Origin of the sequence: Bacillus sp. FSL M8-0025, from assembly GCF_037975475.1 — a bacterium.
Lineage (GTDB): Bacteria > Bacillota > Bacilli > Bacillales > Bacillaceae > Bacillus > Bacillus subtilis.
Genome location: NZ_CP150258.1, coordinates 249,513 through 269,217, shown reverse-complemented (window position 1 = coordinate 269,217; position 19,705 = coordinate 249,513). Strand labels below are relative to the sequence as shown.

16 protein-coding genes are annotated in these 19,705 nt (G+C 47.3%); 7 read left to right on the top strand and 9 right to left on the bottom strand.

Annotated elements, in window-relative coordinates; genetic code table 11:
• Window positions 1–29: 29 nt before the first annotated feature.
• From gudD to glnK, 6 genes are all read right to left on the bottom strand, one after another.
• Window positions 30–1,397 (bottom strand): glucarate dehydratase, encoded by a 1,368-nt coding sequence (gene gudD / locus MKX38_RS01475; RefSeq protein WP_339188381.1) that lies wholly within the window; start codon window positions 1,395–1,397, stop codon window positions 30–32.
• A 36-nt stretch (window positions 1,398–1,433) separates the two neighbouring features.
• Window positions 1,434–2,801 (bottom strand): glucarate transporter GudP, encoded by a 1,368-nt coding sequence (gene gudP, locus MKX38_RS01470; RefSeq protein WP_128992362.1) that lies wholly within the window; start codon window positions 2,799–2,801, stop codon window positions 1,434–1,436.
• An 84-nt stretch (window positions 2,802–2,885) separates the two neighbouring features.
• Complete coding sequence (gucD, locus tag MKX38_RS01465; RefSeq protein ID WP_339188377.1) at window positions 2,886–4,352, bottom strand: alpha-ketoglutaric semialdehyde dehydrogenase GucD; 1,467 nt, start codon at window positions 4,350–4,352, stop codon at window positions 2,886–2,888.
• 29 nt (window positions 4,353–4,381) lie between these two features.
• Window positions 4,382–5,308 (bottom strand): 5-dehydro-4-deoxyglucarate dehydratase, encoded by a 927-nt coding sequence (gene kdgD / locus MKX38_RS01460; protein ID WP_339188374.1) that lies wholly within the window; start codon window positions 5,306–5,308, stop codon window positions 4,382–4,384.
• A gap of 228 nt (window positions 5,309–5,536) precedes the next feature.
• The gene (glnL, locus tag MKX38_RS01455; protein ID WP_339188371.1) at window positions 5,537–6,481 is read right to left on the bottom strand and encodes a glutamine utilization two-component system response regulator GlnL; all 945 of its coding nucleotides are present in this window, start codon (window positions 6,479–6,481) and stop codon (window positions 5,537–5,539) included.
• Window positions 6,482–6,491: 10 nt separating this feature from the next.
• A complete protein-coding gene (gene glnK / locus MKX38_RS01450; protein WP_339189371.1) occupies window positions 6,492–7,724 on the bottom strand; it encodes a two-component system sensor histidine kinase GlnK in 1,233 nt (410 codons plus the stop codon).
• A 300-nt stretch (window positions 7,725–8,024) separates the two neighbouring features.
• Here glnK and MKX38_RS01445 point away from each other — a divergent pair, with 300 nt between their 5' ends.
• From MKX38_RS01445 to mmuP, 4 genes are all read left to right on the top strand, one after another.
• A complete protein-coding gene (locus MKX38_RS01445) occupies window positions 8,025–9,008 on the top strand; it encodes a glutaminase (RefSeq protein ID WP_076458359.1) in 984 nt (327 codons plus the stop codon).
• Window positions 9,009–9,030: 22 nt separating this feature from the next.
• Complete coding sequence (locus MKX38_RS01440; protein WP_003234831.1) at window positions 9,031–10,467, top strand: alanine/glycine:cation symporter family protein; 1,437 nt, start codon at window positions 9,031–9,033, stop codon at window positions 10,465–10,467.
• Window positions 10,468–10,590: 123 nt separating this feature from the next.
• A complete protein-coding gene (gene mmuM, locus MKX38_RS01435) occupies window positions 10,591–11,538 on the top strand; it encodes a homocysteine S-methyltransferase (protein WP_339188368.1) in 948 nt (315 codons plus the stop codon).
• A gap of 119 nt (window positions 11,539–11,657) precedes the next feature.
• Entirely contained in the window at window positions 11,658–13,070 is a 1,413-nt protein-coding gene (mmuP, locus tag MKX38_RS01430) for an S-methylmethionine permease (RefSeq protein WP_339188365.1), read from the top strand.
• Between the two features lie 36 nt (window positions 13,071–13,106).
• Here the strand turns inward: mmuP and MKX38_RS01425 are convergent, their stop codons facing one another.
• From MKX38_RS01425 to gamR, 3 genes are all read right to left on the bottom strand, one after another.
• On the bottom strand, window positions 13,107–14,177 hold the full coding sequence (locus MKX38_RS01425; protein WP_273796438.1) for a branched-chain amino acid aminotransferase: 1,071 nt from the start codon (window positions 14,175–14,177) through the stop codon (window positions 13,107–13,109).
• A gap of 207 nt (window positions 14,178–14,384) precedes the next feature.
• On the bottom strand, window positions 14,385–14,660 hold the full coding sequence (locus tag MKX38_RS01420; protein WP_043858201.1) for a DUF1648 domain-containing protein: 276 nt from the start codon (window positions 14,658–14,660) through the stop codon (window positions 14,385–14,387).
• Window positions 14,661–14,693: 33 nt separating this feature from the next.
• Complete coding sequence (gamR, locus tag MKX38_RS01415) at window positions 14,694–15,401, bottom strand: transcriptional regulator GamR (protein WP_003234841.1); 708 nt, start codon at window positions 15,399–15,401, stop codon at window positions 14,694–14,696.
• 218 nt (window positions 15,402–15,619) lie between these two features.
• Here gamR and nagB point away from each other — a divergent pair, with 218 nt between their 5' ends.
• From nagB to gltP, 3 genes are all read left to right on the top strand, one after another.
• Complete coding sequence (gene nagB / locus MKX38_RS01410; RefSeq protein ID WP_339188361.1) at window positions 15,620–16,369, top strand: glucosamine-6-phosphate deaminase; 750 nt, start codon at window positions 15,620–15,622, stop codon at window positions 16,367–16,369.
• 20 nt (window positions 16,370–16,389) lie between these two features.
• Window positions 16,390–18,285 carry a glucose-specific PTS transporter subunit IIBC gene (ptsG, locus tag MKX38_RS01405; protein ID WP_069322333.1) on the top strand — a complete coding sequence of 632 codons (1,896 nt, stop codon included), beginning with the start codon at window positions 16,390–16,392 and terminating at the stop codon, window positions 18,283–18,285.
• Between the two features lie 144 nt (window positions 18,286–18,429).
• Window positions 18,430–19,674, top strand: coding sequence for a glutamate-aspartate/proton symporter GltP (gene gltP / locus MKX38_RS01400; protein WP_003234847.1), 1,245 nt, complete (start codon window positions 18,430–18,432; stop codon window positions 19,672–19,674).
• Window positions 19,675–19,705 lie beyond the last annotated feature (31 nt).

Below are 19,705 nucleotides of genomic sequence, written 5' to 3'. Positions count from 1 at the left end.
AGTGGATATGACAATATTTACAATCAAACTTATCGCACAAGACATGGACGCTTCCGGTCAAATTCCCAGTTGCTGATCAGGAACTGCATTGGGATCGCGTCATTCCGTGCGCCTAAATTCATTTTCCGATAGATCTCATGCGCTTTTTCCACTTGTTCCATATCAATATCGACGCCTAGTCCAGGCTTATCCGGCACCTTGACACAGCCAGAAGAAATCTCAAAAGGCTGTTTCGTTAATCGCTGCCCGTCCTGCCAGATCCAATGGGTATCAATCGCCGTGATCCGCCCCGGAGCCGCTGCTGCCACATGGGTAAACATCGCAAGGGAAATATCAAAGTGGTTGTTGGAATGCGAGCCCCATGTCAAACCCCAATCATGGCACATTTGCGCAACCCGCACCGACCCTTGCATCGTCCAAAAATGCGGATCAGCCAGCGGTATATCGACCGCATGGAGCTGAATCGCGTGACCCATTTCCCGCCAGTCAGTCGCAATCATATTTGTCGCAGTCGGAAGCCCTGTCGCGCGGCGGAATTCAGCCATTACTTCACGAGCGGAGTAGCCATTCTCATCCCCGCATGGATCTTCCGCATACGCGAGCACATCTTGCTTTCCTTTGCATAATGCAATAGCTTCCTCTAATGACCATGCCCCGTTCGGATCAAGAGTGATCCTTGCCTCTGGAAAACGTTTCGATAATGCGGTAACAGCTTCGATTTCCTCTTCTCCCCGCAGCACCCCGCCTTTCAGCTTGAAATCCTGAAAGCCATAGCGCTCCTGTGCGGATTCGGCAAGACGCACAATGGCCTCCGGCGTCAGCGCTTCCTCATGGCGCAGACGGAACCACGCACAATCTGACTGCTCATCGCTTTGATACGGCAAGGTCGTCCGCTTTCGGTCGCCGATGTAAAAGAGGTAACCGAGCATTTTTACTTCATCACGCTGCTTCCCTTCGCCCAGTAAAGCCGCGACCGGTTCCTGAAGAAACTTTCCAAGCAAATCTAACAAAGCCGCTTCCAGTGCGGTGACGGCGTGCACAGTGGTGCGCAAATCAAACGTCTGGTTTCCTCGCCCTCCCCTGTCCTGATCGCCAAACTGCTTTCTGACCGTTTGCAATATCGCCTGGTACGCACCGATAGATTTTCCGACAACAAGCGGCTCTGACAGCTCCAGCGTGCGGCGAATATGCTCTCCGCCAGGCACCTCGCCGACTCCCTGATTTCCGCTGCTGTCCGTTAAGATTACGATATTCCGGGTAAAAAACGGGCTGTGTGCTCCGCTTAGATTCAGCAGCATGCTGTCATGTCCCGCAACAGGAATCACCTTCATTTTAGAAATTGATGGAATATTCGATCTCTTCTCTTTTTGAACCTGCTCTTGTATCGGTGAACTCATGCATTTCCCTCCCTTTATAAAGCGCTTTCATAAATATTAGACAGGCAACGATTGATCGGGGTCTTGTTCTTGTTTCTTTAACACGACCCGTTTGATCGGCCCGACCAGCAGCAAATAGCTGAGGATCGCCGCAATCGCGTTAGCGCCGACAAACACAAGCGCGCCATTGAAAGATCCAGTGGCATTGACAATGTATCCGATAATAATCGGTGTTGTAATTGAGGCAATATTCCCGAAAGTGTTGAACAAACCGCCGCTTAATCCTGCACATTCTTTCGGAGACGTGTCCGACACGACAGCCCAGCCCAATGCGCCGAAGCCTTTTCCGAAAAACGCGAGCGACATAATGACAACGACGAGCCATGCTGAATCTGTGTAGTTGCAGACAATCATACTGCAAGACAGCAGCATGCCGGCAATGATTGGCACTTTTCTAGCAAAGGTCAGTGAACGGCCTTTTTTGAGCAAGATGTCTGACACAATGCCCCCAAGCACGCCGCCGGCAAATCCGCACAGCGCCGGCAGGGAAGCGACAAACCCAGCTTCAAGAATAGACATGCCGCGGGCCTGAACCAAATATACCGGAAACCATGTGAGAAAGAAATAGGTGAGAGTCGTAATACAGTATTGCGCGATGTACACGCCAATCAGCATGCGGTTCGTTAACAGCTGTTTGATATACGGCCATTTCGATTCTGTCTCTTGTTTGCTTTTACTGTCATCCATGGAAATCAGCCCGCCGCCCTGTTCGATGTACGCAAGCTCAGCTTCATTAACCTTTGGGTGTTTTTTCGGTTCATACACCGTTTTTAGCCAGATGACAGCCAGAAGAATGCCCGCAATACCCATAACAACGAAGACGGAATGCCAGCCGAAAGAGTGGGTAAGCCAGCCCATTAAAGGAGAAAAAATGACGATTGCGAAGTATTGTGCTGAATTAAAAAAGGCTGAAGCTGTCCCGCGCTCGGAGCTTGGAAACCATGAGGCAACAACTCTGCCGTTTCCGGGAAATGAAGGCGCTTCTGATAAACCAACCAGAAAACGCAGTGCAAACAGCAGGGTAATCGCTGTGCCGGCGGAGAAAAAGCCAATCGCCCCTTGCAGCAGCGTAAAAAACGACCAGAAAAAGATGCTTAACGCAATGATAGTCTTTGAACCAAAACGGTCCAGCAGCCAGCCGCCCGGAAGCTGTCCGATGACATAGGCCCAGCCAAAGGCAGAAAAGACATATCCCATGGCGACCGAGTCCAATCCCAAATCGTGCTGGACGGAATCTCCGGTGATGGAAAGCGTCGCGCGATCCGCGTAGTTAATAGAGGTCACAAGAAACAGCATAAACACGATGAACCAGCGCACGGACGTTTTTTTGCCCGCCGGTGTAACATTCGCAAAGTCTTTTTTCATAGTATCTTCTCCTTTTCAAAGTAGAGAATCATATGCTGGCTGTGATAAAGCTGGGAAAGAGACGCATGCCTCTTTCCAGCACCATTACGGCTTCACAAAAACAGTTTTGATCGCTGTGAAAAAGTCCTTCGCTGCCTCACCCTGTTCTCGGGAGTGGGAGCTCGACTGCTTCATGCCGCCAAAGGGAGCCTGCAGCTCAACACCTGCGCTTTCTGCATTGATCCGAACCAGTCCGGCATCGATTTCATCAATGAAAGAAAGCATTCGGCCGATGTTTTCCGTAAAGATGGATGCACTTAAACCAAACTTCACATCATTGGCGATGTTCAGTGCCTCCTCCATCGAGTCCACCTTGATCAAGGCGATCACCGGACCGAAAATTTCCTCCTGGGCAATTGTCATCTCAGATGTCACATTGTCAAAGATGGCAGGCTGAACATAATAGCCGTTTTGATACTTTCCGTTCTCCAGCTTTTCTCCTCCTATTAAAAGGGAAGCCCCCTCCTGTTTGCCTTTCTCAATGTATGACAGGCAGTTATCAAGCTGATTCTTGCTGGCAATCGGTCCCATCCAGACATCCTCTTTTAAGCTGTCTCCGATTGTAATATCTTTTGTGCGCTGGAGCAGTTTTTCTTTAAAGCGCTCATAAATTCCGCTTTGTACAATGACACGGCTTGTCGCGGTGCATTTCTGGCCGGTTGAACGGAAGGCCCCCGTTATGACAGCTTCGGCCGCAGCTTCAAGGTCAGCGTCATCAGCTACGATGACAGGGTTTTTGCCGCCCATCTCAAGCTGGTACTTAGCTCCCCTCGCTAAAGCGGCTTGCCCGATGATTTTTCCGACTTGATTTGAACCGGTAAACGTAACGGCGTTTACACCGTCATGCTCAGCAAGCCCCTGCCCGACAACAGAACCCGGGCCTGTCACCAAATTGATGACCCCTGCCGGGAGCCCCGCTTCCTCAAAGCAGGCAATGATCTTCGCGCATGTCACAGCTGTTTCTGTCGCCGGTTTGATGACAACGGTATTGCCGTATACCAATGCCGGCGCCATTTTCCAAATCGGAATCGCCACTGGGAAGTTCCACGGAGAAATCACGCCGACCACACCGAGCGGAACACGGGTGGTAAACATGAGCGCGGCTTTGTCAGTAGACGGAATGACGTCACCCGTTTTTCGCATGCCCTCTCCGGCGTAATAGCGCAGAATGGCAATCCCACGGGCTGTTTCTCCCTTCGCTTCCGGCAATGTTTTACCCATTTCACGCGTTGCACAGATGGCGATTTCCTCCAAGCGCTGCTCCATGATATCCGCTGTTTTGTATAAGTATTGGCCGCGCTCGGCACCCGTCAGCTTTCTCCAAGCCGTTTTGGCTTCATTGGCGGCGGCGACGGCACGTTCCACATCTTCAGCCGTTGAATTCTGTACATATCCGACAATATCATTCACATCGGCAGGGTTTTCGACCTTGACCATATCGCCTGATTGAGACTTAACCCACTCTCCGTTAATAAAGTTGAGGTACGTGTTTTGTTCCGTGATCACAGACATGCCCATTGCCCCTTTCGTGTTTTTTCTGGTCAAACCGTCGCGGCTTTTTTCGGAAAACGGTCAGCCGCCTGCTTCAAAATTGCTTCCAATTGCTGATAATGATCTTTTTCAACCGGGCCGACAGGCGGTCTGGCTGTATTCCTTACATTCAAACCCATGATTTCCATACCGGCTTTAATCAAGGATACGGCGTAGCCTTTTCGTTGTTTGCGAATGTCGTTGATCGGCAGAATCACATGCCGATAGAGTTCCTTCACAAGCTCGTCATTTCCGTTTTTCAATGCATCATAGAACATTCGCGAAATATGCGGGATATAATTTGAAATCGCTGAAGAGTAAGAGTGGAACCCGATCGGCAGATAAGCCGGCATCGTCACTTCAGCCATCGGCATTCCGTTGAGCCATCCCAAGCGGTCGCCGATCGTATAGACGAGGTTGATATTCAAATCCATATTTCCTACCCCGTCTTTGACACCGACAAGCTGTTCACATTCGGTCAGACGTTTGATCTGTTCAACAGAGAGAACTGCGTTATCGCGCTGATAAAGAATCGCGTTCAAGTCAGTGCTTTCAATAATCGTTTTCGCATACTGGTACAGCCCCTCCTGTTCGCCATGCACCAAATACGGAGGCAGAATCAAGTAGCCGTCGGCGCCTTTTTTCTCCGACAGCTGCGCCCAATCAAGCGCTGTGCTGAGGTTGCCGCCCACCCCCGTGTAGACCGGCACCTTTCCTCCGGCTGCCGAGACTGCGACTTCCACCATTTGCTCATATTCCTTCTGGCTGAGAGATTGGAATTCACCAGACCCGCAAGCGATAAATATCGCTTCCAAGCCCTCATTCAGCAAAAACTCAATGTTTTGAAAAAGAGCTTCTTCCTCCAGTTTTCCTTGTGTGTTAAAAGGAGCAACCGGAAAACCTAAAATTCCAGCGGGTGCTTTTCTGCTACGGCTCATCAACATAACCTCCTGTTATTTGTGTATACAGCCTCTATCTGTAAGCGCTTTTATTAATTTTTCTTTCACATCCGCTCCTTCCCCATATATCCTTTTGTTTAATTGTAAGACAAATAAACAATAAGTCAATATCTTTATTTTCTGATATTTTATAAAAAAGCGGTGAATCACTGTCCGGCCGGGATTTTGCGCAGCAAAAAAAACAGCCTGGTCAGCCGGCTGTTTGGTTTATATCCTTCTTTGTTTCATCGTCTCATGCAAAAGCTTTGCTTCCAAAAAAAACACGTGGATGAATTTTTTCATATTTATTCTAGCAGGTGCAAGGGGTTTTGCATCCTTGGATTGGAGTTCTTTCATTTTCTGGCTGACAACCGGAAAATCAAAGAATTTCGATGCATAGGTTTCAAATTTTGGATTCGAAAAATCAGTTGTGCCCAGTGAAGCAAAATGGTGCAGCGAATGAATAATCGCTCTGCGGATACGCTGCTCCGAGGCTTTCATTTCGCGATTGACTTCCGTCTGTGAGGCCCCTGCTCCCAGCTTCCGTACCGCTACTTGGGTGAATATTTGTTTTAGCGAAGGGCTTTGTTTTTCGTGCGGCTCGGATTGCTCGTGTTCTGCTAAATACTGCAGGACCGCCATGAGATCATGTGCGCCGCCTTCTCCCATCATGCCCAGCTCGGACAACAGGAATGTTCCTGCCTCTTTTAAACCGCTGTCACTCTTCTGCTGGGGACGCGCTTTCCGTTCAGTCCGATTGACAAGCCGGCTTAGAGAATGCTGAATGGCTCCAATCGAGTGTTCAAGCTCAATCCGCTCCTTCACCTTTTGGAGAACCGTGACAATTTCAATGCGGTTAATCGGCTTATGGATAAAATATTCGATGCCGAGCGAGTACGCTTCCCCGACCATTTCCTTCGCCTCCACTTGAGAGATCATTATGATTTTGCCGGAGTACGTATTCTGGATCTGACGAATCGTCTCAATGCCGTCTCTTCCGGGCATTAACAGATCGATTAATAAAATATCAATCTGCTTAAATTGCAGCATATGCCCTTCCACTTGGCTTCCGTCGTCAGCTTCACCAACAGCTTCCCCGAGATCTTCGTCCTCAATGATCTGCCTTAAAATTGACCGCACTGCACGGTCATCATCTGCAATAAAAAAACGCATAGCTTTCGGTTCACCCTTTCTGAATCAAATGCCGGACAGGCAGCCTGATGGCAAACACCACTCCCCGCTGCTGATTATCAAACGTGATATCCCCTTCTAGCTCAGTCACGATTTCCTTTACGTAGGAAAGTCCGATACCTGTAGAAGGCGTGCCAAATTCGTCATATTTTGAAGTAAAGCCCGGGTCAAACACAATGTCTCCGATTTTCTCGGAAATCCCTGGGCCATTGTCTTCCACCTGGAATTCTACCATACTCTCATTTGGCTTACGGAGCCTCAGGATGACCATTCCCTCTTCATCCATAGCCTCTACCGCATTTGCTGTTAGATTATTAATGATCGAAAGCACGATAAATACGTGATATTCGTCATGCTCTCCCTCGATCGAGCAGTAAAAATCAATCTGCTTCCCTAGTGCTTCAGCGTACTTTTCATTCATTCGAATCACGAGCTGCAGCAAATCAGAAGCCCTCATATAATCTCTCAAACTCTCATTCGAAATCAGTTTTGAAAGCCCTGCGAATATCCGCTGGTTGTCCTTTTTCACTTCATGAATTTCTCCGGCCAGTCTCAGGATTCTGCCGCTCAGCTGAACATCCTTGCCCTTCATTTCCCGATAGAGCTGATACGAATCGTTTGTCACTTTCTCTGTCGTTTTCAATGTCTTTTTTAGGTGCACCGTTTCTTCATATAAATTGGAAACGATCATCAGCATGTGCTCGTGCTGCTGCCTTGTCTGTTTTTCTCTCGATTGTGTTTCATACAGCTTCAGCACACTATAAAAGCTCATCACAATAAATGTGTGAGAAATCGCAATCACCGCAATGTCAGTGATTTTCTCAGGCGTGACAACCGTATGAAAAATGAGAAATTGCACAGCCAGCTCGACACAATCTGACACAACTTCAATCATAAACCCAATGAAACCGAGCATAATCGGCCGTTCACGGAAACGATTGGCCTTTAATATGGAAAACAGACAGGCGTAAGTCATATAAAAGAAAAAGCCAGACGCTTGATCATACAGAATCGGAGTCAGTCCATTGTGTCCTCCGCCCCATAATTCCAGAAAGACGCGGAAAATAAAAACAGCCGCTCCAGTCAGAAAACCCGGCAGCACAGCGGGCACATGCCGCAACAATGATAAAAAGAAGAAAAAAACCGGTGCCCCAAAGCTGACCCGGAATTCTTCATTGAGGGGATAAAATTTCAGTTCACCGGCCAGCGGCACCGTAATCAGCATGAGAGCCAGTATATATCCGTCTTTTTCAATAAACCGTTCAAGTTTTATGTTGATCACATCCTCGCTTTTTATTTTGGGGAATCGGGAGAAAACCTGCAAATTGCTTTTGACCCAGAACATGAGGTTTTTATAAATCTTACTGCTTATTTTCAAAATGTTTTTGTCGTATTTTGTATGATTCTGTAGTCTCCATTATACAGTAATTATACCTTCCGCTATTATGAAAGCGTTTAACGCCCCTTTAGCCTTCGTTTTGATACACCTCAGTCCTTTAAGAAAAAATCAGTGAGGAGGAATTCGATGAAAGAATTGATAAAAGAGCACCAGAAAGACATAAACCCGGCGTTACAGCTTCATGATTGGGTTGAATACTATCGCCCTTTTGCCGCCAATGGACAAAGCGCAAACTATATCCCCGCATTAGGAAAAGTCAATGATTCACAGCTCGGCATCTGTGTATTGGAGCCTGATGGAACGATGATACACGCCGGCGACTGGAACGTCTCTTTTACCCTGCAAAGCATTTCAAAAGTGATTAGCTTTATTGCCGCCTGCATGAGCCGCGGCATTCCCTATGTGCTTGACCGCGTAGATGTCGAGCCGACAGGTGACGCCTTTAATTCAATCATTCGGCTCGAAATCAACAAGCCGGGAAAGCCCTTCAATCCCATGATCAACGCGGGTGCCCTCACCATCGCTTCGATCCTTCCCGGAGAATCGGCATACGAAAAGCTCGAGTTTCTTTACTCGGTGATGGAAACTTTGATAGGAAAACGGCCGAGAATTCATGAGGAAGTATTCCGTTCTGAATGGGAAACCGCCCACCGCAACAGAGCGCTGGCCTACTATTTAAAAGAAACAAACTTTTTAGAAGCTGAAGTAGAAGAAACACTTGAGGTGTACTTGAAGCAATGCGCTATGGAGAGCACTACAGAAGATATTGCGTTGATCGGCCTGATCCTTGCTCATGACGGGTATCATCCGATTCGACACGAGCAGGTGATTCCAAAAGATGTGGCAAAATTGGCCAAGGCATTAATGCTGACGTGCGGCATGTACAACGCTTCAGGCAAATATGCGGCGTTTGTCGGCGTGCCGGCCAAAAGCGGCGTCTCCGGCGGCATCATGGCGCTGGTGCCTCCAAGCGCTAGAAGAGAACAGCCTTTTCAATCCGGATGCGGCATCGGCATTTACGGGCCTGCCATTGATGAATACGGCAACAGCCTCACTGGCGGTATGCTGCTGAAGCATATGGCGCAGGAATGGGAGCTCAGCATTTTTTAAATATGAAAAAAGAGGTGATTGTATGCAGCAAATCCTGGAACATATCGTCGGTATTGCAAATGATCTTTTGTGGTCAAAGCTATTGATTGTTTTGCTCCTTTCTCTGGGAATCTATTTTACGTTCAGGCTTAAGTTTTTACAGGTTCGCATGCTGAAAGAAATGGTCAGGGTATTAAGAGAAGGTGCTGCTTCCCGGTCAAAAAACAGCATTTCTCCGTTTCAAGCCTTTTGCATCAGCATGGCGGCCCGTGTCGGAACGGGAAATATTACGGGCATTGCCATCGCCATTGCACTCGGCGGGCCCGGTGCAATCTTCTGGATGTGGATTATCGCCATTATCGGATCAGCATCCAGCTTTGTGGAAAGCACACTGGCTCAGATTTATAAAGTAAAAGATGTAAACGGCTTCCGCGGCGGGCCGGCGTATTACATGGAAAAAGGGCTGAACAAAAGGTGGATGGGCGCGCTGTTCGCTGTGTTAATCACCTTATCGTTCGGTATCGTCTTCAACTCGGTTCAATCCAATACAGTCAGCCTTGCCTTTGAAAACGCGTTTGGCACAAACCGCCTGACATTGGGACTCATTTTAATTGCTGTATTCGGCACGATTATTTTTGGCGGAGTCAAGCGCATTGCAAAGCTGGCTGAATCCATTGTCGTCGTATTGGCTGTCCTGTATATCGGAGTTGCGTTTTTCGTCATTTTCACCAACATTACGCAGCTGCCAAGTGTGCTTGCGCTAATCGTGAAAAATGCGTTTGGTTTTGATCAGGCCGCCGGCGGGGCTTTGGGCGCGGCACTCATGCAAGGCGTCAGACGGGGAATCTTTTCAAACGAAGCGGGAATGGGAAGCGCACCGAATGCCGCTGCCACCGCCACAACAAGCCATCCCGTCAAACAGGGGCTGATCCAAGCTTTTGGTGTACTGACAGATACACTGGTCATTTGTACAAGCACCGCTTTTATCATTCTGTTTTCGGATGCCTATCATACTCCGGGTCTGAGCGGAATCGCCTTGACACAAGCCTCCCTCAGCTCCCATGTCGGATCATGGGCATCAGGCTTTCTCGCGATTCTGATTTTGTTATTCGGATTCTGTGCTCTAATTGGAAACTATTATTATGGCGAAACCAATATCGGCTTTTTGAACAAAAGCAAAAAACTGATTTTTGTCTACCGTATCGGCGTGCTGGCAATGATCGTGTTTGGCTGTGTTGCCAAAGTCCAGCTCGTCTGGGATCTTGCTGATTTGTTCATGGGTTTGATGGTCGTCGTGAATTTAATCGCTATTTTCTTACTATCAAAGGTTGTTTTTACGGCGCTGAAAGACTATACACGCCAGAAAAAAGCAGGCAAAGATCCTGTCTTTTATAAAGATGTGCTCAAAAACCACAATGGCATTGAGTGCTGGCCGGTTTCAGACACAAAGACTGACACGCACAACAAACAAATATCATAAGAAAAGGGTGTTCAGACATATGGGCTGAACACCTTTCTCTTTTTGCGTTTATTGACAAACACGTAAGCCTCCATTACGATTTTCATATCTTTTTCAAAAAAATCTGAAAGAAAGGTACATTCTATGAATCCTATCCAACACATACTAGATACATACCCGCTTATTGTTCTAGACGGCGCCATGGCGACCGAGCTTGAACGCAAGGGCTGTGATTTGAACGACAGTCTGTGGTCAGCAAAAATCCTGATGGAAGAGCCGGAGCTGATTAAACAAGTTCATACTGATTATTTTGCGGCAGGTGCCGATTGTGCAATCACCACCAGCTATCAGTCTACATTTGAAGGCTTTGCCGCACGCGGGCTGAGCGAAGCGGAAGCACGCCGGCTTATCGAGTTGTCCGTCAGCATCGCAGCTGAAGCACGTGATGAATTTTGGTCGCTTAAAGAGAACCGTTTGAATCGGCCAAAACCGATCATTGCGGCTTCTATAGGCCCTTATGGCGCTTATCTTGCAGACGGGTCTGAGTATCGCGGCAACTACGCAATATCAGAAGATGAACTGATTGAGTTTCATCGCCCCCGGATGAAGGCGCTGATTGAAGCCGGAGCTGATGTATTGGCATGCGAAACGATTCCGTGTCTGACTGAAGCCAAAGCGATTGTTCGGCTGTTGAAGGAATTTCCTGAAACGTATGCATGGATCAGCTTCAGCGCTAAAGACGGCCTGCATATCAGTGACGGAACACCTGCAGCTGACTGTGCATCGTGGCTTGATGAACACCGCCAAATTGCAACACTCGGCATCAACTGCACGCCGCTTCAGCATATCCCTTCCTTGATAGAGGAGTTAAAAAAGAACACGTCAAAACCGATCATTGTCTACCCGAATTCAGGTGAGCAATATGATCCGGAAACAAAAACGTGGAACGGCGCAGCATGCGCAGAATCTTACGGGGCGAGCGCCCGCACCTGGCATGAAAAAGGAGCGAGGCTGATTGGCGGCTGCTGCCGGACAAAACCCGAAAATATTCAAGAAATTGCGGCGTGGGCCCGCTCTTTAAAAACAACTTGACTTATCGGAATAGTTTGTATATTCTAACTTAAAGCCGGTTCGCCGGAGTCTCGTGTCACTTTCTGACATGAGATTTTTTATTAGGAGGAAATAAATCGCTGATAGAAAGTTGGAAAAAGATGAACTCTGCCCACAACAAGAATGAGACAAACTTTCAGAGAAGTATGAAAAGCCGGCACCTCTTTATGCTTTCCTTGGGAGGTGTCATCGGAACCGGGCTGTTTTTAAGCTCAGGTTATACCATTCAGCAAGCAGGCCCGGCCGGAACGATACTCGCCTACTTAGTCGGGGCCGGCATCGTCTATCTGGTCATGCTATGCCTCGGTGAGCTGTCAGTCGCCATGCCTGTGACCGGCGCCTTTCACACCTATGCAGCCAAATACATAGGGCCGGGCACCGGATTTACGGTTGCTTGGCTGTACTGGCTGACATGGACCGTGGCATTGGGATCAGAATTCACAGCAGCCGGCCTGTTAATGCAGCGCTGGTTCCCCCATACATCGGTTTGGATGTGGAGTGCCGTCTTTGCGCTGTTCATTTTCTTGCTTAACGCATTTTCGGTCAAGTTTTTCGCTGAATCAGAATTTTGGTTTTCCAGCATCAAAGTATTAGCCATTGTATTATTTATTCTTTTAGGCGGCTCTGCCATGTTCGGCATCATTCCGATCAAAGGCGGAGAAGCCGCTCCGATGCTGTCCAACTTCATGGCGGAAGGCGGGCTTTTTCCAAATGGATTTGTCCCGATTTTGATGACGATGCTGTCCGTCAATTTTGCCTTTTCGGGAACGGAACTAATCGGAATCGCAGCCGGTGAAAGCGTTGATCCTGACAAGACGATACCAAAAGCGATTAAAACAACGGTCTGGCGTCTCTCACTCTTCTTTGTCGGAACAATTTTTGTGCTGTCAGGGCTGATTCCGATTCAAGATGCAGGTGTCATCAAAAGCCCGTTTGTCGCTGTCTTTGACAGAGTCGGTGTACCATACGCAGCCGATATCATGAACTTTGTTATCCTGACAGCGATCCTGTCAGCGGCTAATTCCGGACTCTACGCTTCTTCCCGGATGCTGTGGTCTTTATCAAAAGAAAAAACGCTTCATCCGACATTTGCAAAGCTGACGTCAAAAGGAACCCCGTTTAACGCGCTGGTGTTCAGCATGATCGGCGGCATTCTGTCGTTGCTGTCCAGCGTATTTGCGCCAGACACTGTATACGTTGTGCTCGTGTCGATTTCCGGTTTTGCCGTCGTTGTCGTGTGGATGGGGATCGCTGCTTCTCAATTCATGTTCAGAAAACGTTATATCGAAGCGGGAAACAAGGTTACTGATTTGAAATACAGAACCCCTTTGTATCCGTTCGTGCCGATTGCCGCGTTCCTGTTATGCCTGGCTTCCGTTGTTGGCATTGCCTTTGATCCGAATCAAAGAATCGCACTGTATTGCGGCGTTCCGTTTATGGCCATTTGCTATGCAATGTATTATGTGAAAAACCGCAAAAGCCAGCCGGCTGCTGATATGACTCATTCAAAATAAAAAGAACCTGCCTCCGGGCAGGTTCTTTTTCGATTTTCACACTTCCACTGTCCAGTTAAATGGGCCTTTCACCTTGCCAAGCTGAATATCTGTTATCGTTTCATACAGCTTTTTCGAGAGGTCCCCGATTTGCCCGTCTCCTACAATCACCGTTTTTCCATGAATGTTGAGTTCACCGACAGGCGTAACGACGGCTGCCGTGCCTGTGCCGAAGACCTCTGTCAATTCTCCGCGTGCAGAGGCCGCATACACCTCATCAATCGATATTCTCTCTTCACGAACCGGAATGCCCCAGCTTCGAATCAATTCAATCGCAGACGCACGTGTAACCCCGCTTAAAATGCTTCCGCTTAAAGCAGGTGTGACAGCTTCCCCGTTTATGACGAAAAAGATGTTCATGCTCCCTACTTCTTCCACATATTTCTTTTCGATGGCGTCCAGCCACAGCACCTGGTCATAGCCCAGCTCATTCGCTTTCCGCTGTGCCTGAAGACTGGCGGCATAGTTTCCAGCCGTTTTTGCAGACCCGACTCCTCCGTTGACTGCCCGCACATACTCATCTTCGACATAGATTCTAACCGGCTTCAGCTGATCGTCGCCATAATAGGAGCCGACAGGCGAAAGCACGATCATAAATGTATAGCTCCTGGATGCCTTCACACCGAGACTCGGTTCTGTGGCAATGACAAAAGGACGAATATACAGTGACGTTCCTTTTTTCTTTGGAACCCAATCTTTCTCCAGCTCAACTAATTGTGTCAATGCCTCAAGGACCAGCTCTTCGTCTAAAGGGGGCATGCTCATGCGCTCACACGATCTGTTCAGCCGTTTGATATTTTGATCCGGACGGAACAGGAGCACCCTGCCATCCTCTGTTCTGTATGCTTTTAATCCTTCAAAAACAGCCTGGCCGTAATGAAAAACAGATGAAGACGGATCGAGCGTAAGCGGTGCGTACGGTGCAATTCTTGGATGATGCCATCCAATTCCCTCTTCGTAGTCCATCACAAACATATAATCTGTAAAATATTGTCCAAACCCCAAGGAAGACGGGTCGGGCTTTTCCTTATAATATACAGTTTTTTCTCGTTCAATAAGCTTATTCAATCTGATCAGCACACCTTTCATATAATTGTTTAAATATTCAGTCTTTTTAAAGCTGCAAAAAACATACAGCCTTCCTTTCATGATACGCCGCTCCACACCGATAAATTTCAGAATATTCTTTAGGATCATCAGCTATTATACACCACATTCATTGTCAGATGAAGCTGAAATTAAAGAAAACAGCCAGTTTTATTCTGGCTGTTTGATTTAGAGCGCTAAACAAAGGACGACAATGTGGCAAATCAGCAAAATATACACTGCGAACACTAATTGCCAATTGATCTTCCGCGCCCATGCAAACACCACCATCAAAACAGGCAGCATCACAGTCCCCGCCAGCTTGTTAACCGTCAGATCCGGACTGTTCGCAACATCATAATGAATCGGCATCTGCGTCGGCAGAAAAGGGTAAAATACAATTGAAAGGATGAATGCAGCAATCACTGCTCCCCACAGCACTTTTCCATTCGTCAATAAAAACATAGAACCACCATTCCCTTCTTAAAACACATTGCTTTATGAATGATATGACTGTTCAACGGTGAATTTCGTTCGGTCTCCACGGGTAATAATTTGCGCATATTCCACCACTTCTTCATTTTTATCATAGGTAAGGGATTCTGATAAAAACGCAGGCGCTCCGACATTGGTTAATAAGTGGCCGCTGATCGTTTCATCCGTTAAAATCGGTTCGATCGATTCCGTGCCCCTGCTGATTTCAATATTGTATTTTGTCCTTAACAATTCAAACAGTGAGCCGGTGCATTCCTCCTGTGCCAGCCCCGGTGCCGCCTTCCAGGGAATATATGAGGTATGATACTGCAAAGGTTCCCCCTCGGCGTATCTGACTCTGACAAGCTTGTTGACAGGTTCATTCTCTTTCATTTTCAAAAGCTCGGCAATGGAATGATCGGCAGGAATCACCACAAGCTCAAGCACTTTTGATTCAGAACGAAGTCCTCTCATTTGTTCTGCAAAGCTCGTAATCTTATGCGGAATCGGCGTTTGTATTTTGGCCGCCGATACAAATGTCCCTTTTCCTTGAATTCTTTTAATATATCCCTCAAGCTCTAGCTGCTGCAGAGCCAGTCTCACAGTTGTTCTGCTGACATCATATTGTTCGCAAAACTCACTCTCCGTCGGCAGCTGATCATTCGCCTGATATTTGCCCGATTTAATTAACTCAATGATTTTAAACTTGATAACAGAATATAAAGCTGTCATTTCATTCTCCCCATTCTGTATGCAATCCGTTCTTTTTCATTGAGACCATAATACCATTTGCCCTCCCAATATGAAAGATTTGTATCCTTCTTTTATAACAAATTTTCAGAAATTAATATTGACAGTTTGATAAGGGCGGTGCTAAATTCGTAATGACAAGTATCATAAATTGGTCATAACAAATATGGTGCTTGTCTATCTCTTTGAGGGGGTGTCACATGAAGATTCTGATCGCCGAGCACTACGAAGAACTCTGTAAGTTAAGCGCTGCCATTATTAAAGAACAAATACAAGCTAAGAAAGATGCCGTTCTCGGCCTGGCAACAGGAAGCACACCGGTCGGCTTGTATAAGCAGTTGATTTCAGACTATCAGGCAGGCGAAATTGATTTTTCAAAGGTTACTACATTTAATTTGGATGAATACGCTGGTCTCTCTCCATCTCATCCGAAAAGTTATAACTATTTTATGCATGAGCATCTTTTTCAGCATATCAATATCAAGCCTAATCATATTCATATCCCGCAAGGAGACAATCCGCAGCTTGAGGCGGAATGCAAAGTATACGAGGATCTCATCCGCCAGGCGGGAGGCATTGATGTCCAAATTCTCGGCATCGGCGCCAATGGCCATATCGGTTTCAATGAACCGGGATCTGATTTTGAAGACCGGACACGTGTTGTGAAGCTCTCGGAAAGCACGATACAGGCAAATGCCAGATTCTTCGGCGGTGATCCGGTGCTGGTGCCGAGACTCGCGATTTCAATGGGCATTAAAACCATCATGGAATTCAGCAAACATATTGTGCTTTTAGCAAGCGGCGAGGAAAAAGCAGACGCCATTCAAAAGATGGCTGAAGGTCCTGTCACGACAGAAGTACCAGCCTCCATTCTTCAAAATCACAATCATGTAACCGTTATCGCCGATTATAAAGCAGCTCAAAAATTAAAGAGTGCATCATTCTCATAACACAATAAAAGGAGACTGTCATGTTTAAAAAGGCATTTCAAATTCTGCAGCAGCTTGGCCGCGCGTTGATGACCCCGGTTGCCGTCCTGCCGGCAGCAGGTCTTTTGCTCCGTTTCGGAGACAAGGATTTACTGAACATCCCTATTATAAAGGATGCGGGCGGCGTTGTATTCGATAATCTCCCGCTGATTTTCGCCGTGGGGGTCGCGATCGGATTAGCCGGCGGAGAAGGTGTAGCCGGACTTGCCGCTGTCATCGGATACTTAATTTTAACCGTCACTCTCGACAATATGGGGAAATTACTCGGCCTTCAGCCTCCGTATGAAGGAGCCGAGCACCTGATTGATATGGGGGTTTTCGGAGGAATCATTATCGGGCTTCTCGCCGCCTATTTATATAAGCGATTTTCATCAATCGAGCTGCATCCGGTCCTTGGATTTTTCTCTGGAAAACGCTTTGTCCCGATTATTACTTCCGTCAGTTCATTGGTGATCGGCGTCTTTTTCTCATTCGTTTGGCCGCTGATCCAAAACGGAATTAACGCAGCCAGCAGTTTAATTGCCGATTCAACAGTCGGCCTGTTCTTTTATGCAACGATCTATCGTTTGCTGATTCCTTTTGGCCTGCATCATATTTTTTATACGCCTTTCTATTTTATGATGGGAGAATACACAGACCCATCAACAGGCAACACCGTAACCGGAGACCTGACAAGGTTTTTCGCGGGAGACCCGACAGCCGGGCGCTTTATGATGGGGGATTTCCCTTACATGATTTTCTGTCTGCCGGCAGTTGCACTTGCCATTATCCATACCGCGCGTCCGGAAAAGAAAAAAATGATCTCCGGCGTGATGATTTCTGCGGCGCTCACATCTATGCTGACCGGAATTACAGAACCGGTTGAGTTTTCTTTCTTGTTCGTTGCGCCCGTGCTCTATTTGATTAACTCTATTCTTGCTGGCGTCATCTTTGTCGTTTGTGATTTATTCCATGTCCGCCACGGCTATACGTTCTCAGGCGGCGGAATTGACTACGTCTTGAACTACGGACTGTCTACAAACGGCTGGGTTGTCATTCCTGTCGGGATCGTGTTTGCTTTCATTTATTATTATTTGTTCCGATTTGCGATTCTGAAATGGAATTTGAAAACGCCCGGCCGTGAGACAGATGAAGACGGTCAGAATGAGGAGAAAACTCCAGTTGCAAAAGACCAGCTTGCCTTTCACGTGCTGCAGGCCTTGGGCGGACAGCAAAATATCGCTAACCTGGATGCGTGTATCACTAGGCTTCGTGTGACCGTTCATCAGCCAAGCCAAGTCAGCAAGGATGAATTAAAACGGCTTGGTGCAGTAGGTGTGCTGGAGGTCAACAACAACTTCCAGGTAATATTCGGAACCAAGTCCGATGCCTTAAAAGACGACATCAAAACAATCATGGCCGGAGGCGTCCCTGCCACCGCCGCCACGCTGGACACGGTAACTGACAAACCGCAGAAGCCCGATTCCGGTGAGACCTTTATTTATCCGATTAAAGGAGAAACAGTCTCTTTAGGGGATGTGCCTGATCAAGTCTTTTCAGAAAAAATGATGGGCGAGGGATTTGCGATTATACCATCAGAAGGAAAAGTCGTTGCACCTGCGGACGGCGAGATCGTCTCGATTTTTCCGACAAAACACGCCATCGGCTTTATGAGCGCCGGCGGCACTGAAATCCTGATTCATGTCGGCATCGATACCGTCAAACTGAATGGGGAAGGCTTTGAAGCACATGTCACAAGCGGACAAGCCGTCAAACAAGGCGAACTGCTTCTCACCTTTGATCTCAATTACATCAAGCAGCATGCCGCTTCAGCCATAACACCGGTTATTTTCACAAATACCTCTGAAGAAGATCTAAAGCACATTCAAATGAAGTAAAAAAGTCCCCCCTGCTGCGGGGGACTTTTTCGCCAACATAATGAAAGCGCTGTCAAAATAAAATAACTTGAAAAAAGGTGTTTGCATTTGAATCACGAATGATATGAATATGCCTACATTCTATCGTTCTAAAGGGGGATTCATTTGAAAAAATTAATCGCGTTTCAAATTTTAATCGCTTTGGCTGTCGGCGCAGTGATCGGCCACTTTTTTCCTGATTTCGGGATGGCACTGAGGCCTGTCGGAGATGGATTTATCCGCCTGATTAAAATGATTGTTGTGCCGATTGTGTTTTCTACCATTGTCATTGGAGCCGCAGGAAGCGGAAGCATGAAAAAAATGGGCAGCCTTGGTATCAAGACGATCATTTGGTTCGAAGTGATTACAACGTTGGTATTAGGGCTTGGACTTTTATTAGCGAATGTCTTAAAACCAGGTGTCGGGCTTGACCTCTCCCATTTGGCAAAAAAAGATATCCATGAACTTTCCGGCTACACAGACAAAGTTGTTGATTTCAAGCAAATGATCCTGGATATTATCCCTACAAACATTATTGATGTCATGGCCAGAAATGATTTGCTTGCCGTTATTTTCTTCGCCATTTTATTTGGTGTCGCCGCAGCTGGTATCGGCAAAGCTTCTGAACCAGTAATGAAGTTCTTTGAATCTACCGCTCAGATTATGTTCAAGCTCACACAAATCGTCATGGTCACTGCTCCTATCGGCGTGTTAGCCCTGATGGCAGCTTCTGTAGGCCAATACGGCATTGAACTCCTCCTCCCTATGTTTAAGCTGGTTGGCACCGTATTCCTTGGCCTGTTCCTGATCCTCTTTGTCCTCTTTCCGCTTGTCGGTCTCATCTTTCAGATTAAGTATTTCGAAGTATTGAAAATGATATGGGATCTGTTTTTAATTGCATTTTCCACCACCAGCACTGAAACCATTCTCCCTCAGCTGATGGATAGAATGGAGAAATACGGCTGTCCCAAACGAGTGGTATCATTTGTCGTTCCCTCCGGCTTGTCATTGAACTGTGACGGCTCCAGCTTATATTTATCAGTTTCTTGTATCTTTCTCGCACAGGCCTTTCAAGTAGACATGACATTGTCCCAGCAGCTGCTCATGATGCTTGTGCTTGTGATGACCAGTAAAGGCATTGCAGCTGTACCCTCAGGATCGCTTGTAGTTCTTCTGGCGACTGCCAATGCTGTAGGACTGCCGGCTGAAGGCGTTGCCATTATCGCGGGTGTTGACCGCGTCATGGACATGGCGAGAACGGGCGTGAACGTACCGGGACATGCGATCGCCTGTATCGTGGTATCAAAATGGGAAAAGGCCTTCCGCCAAAAAGAATGGGTTTCCGCAAACAGCCAAACTGAAAGCATATAGAAAAAAAAGAACACCTCAATACGAGGTGTTC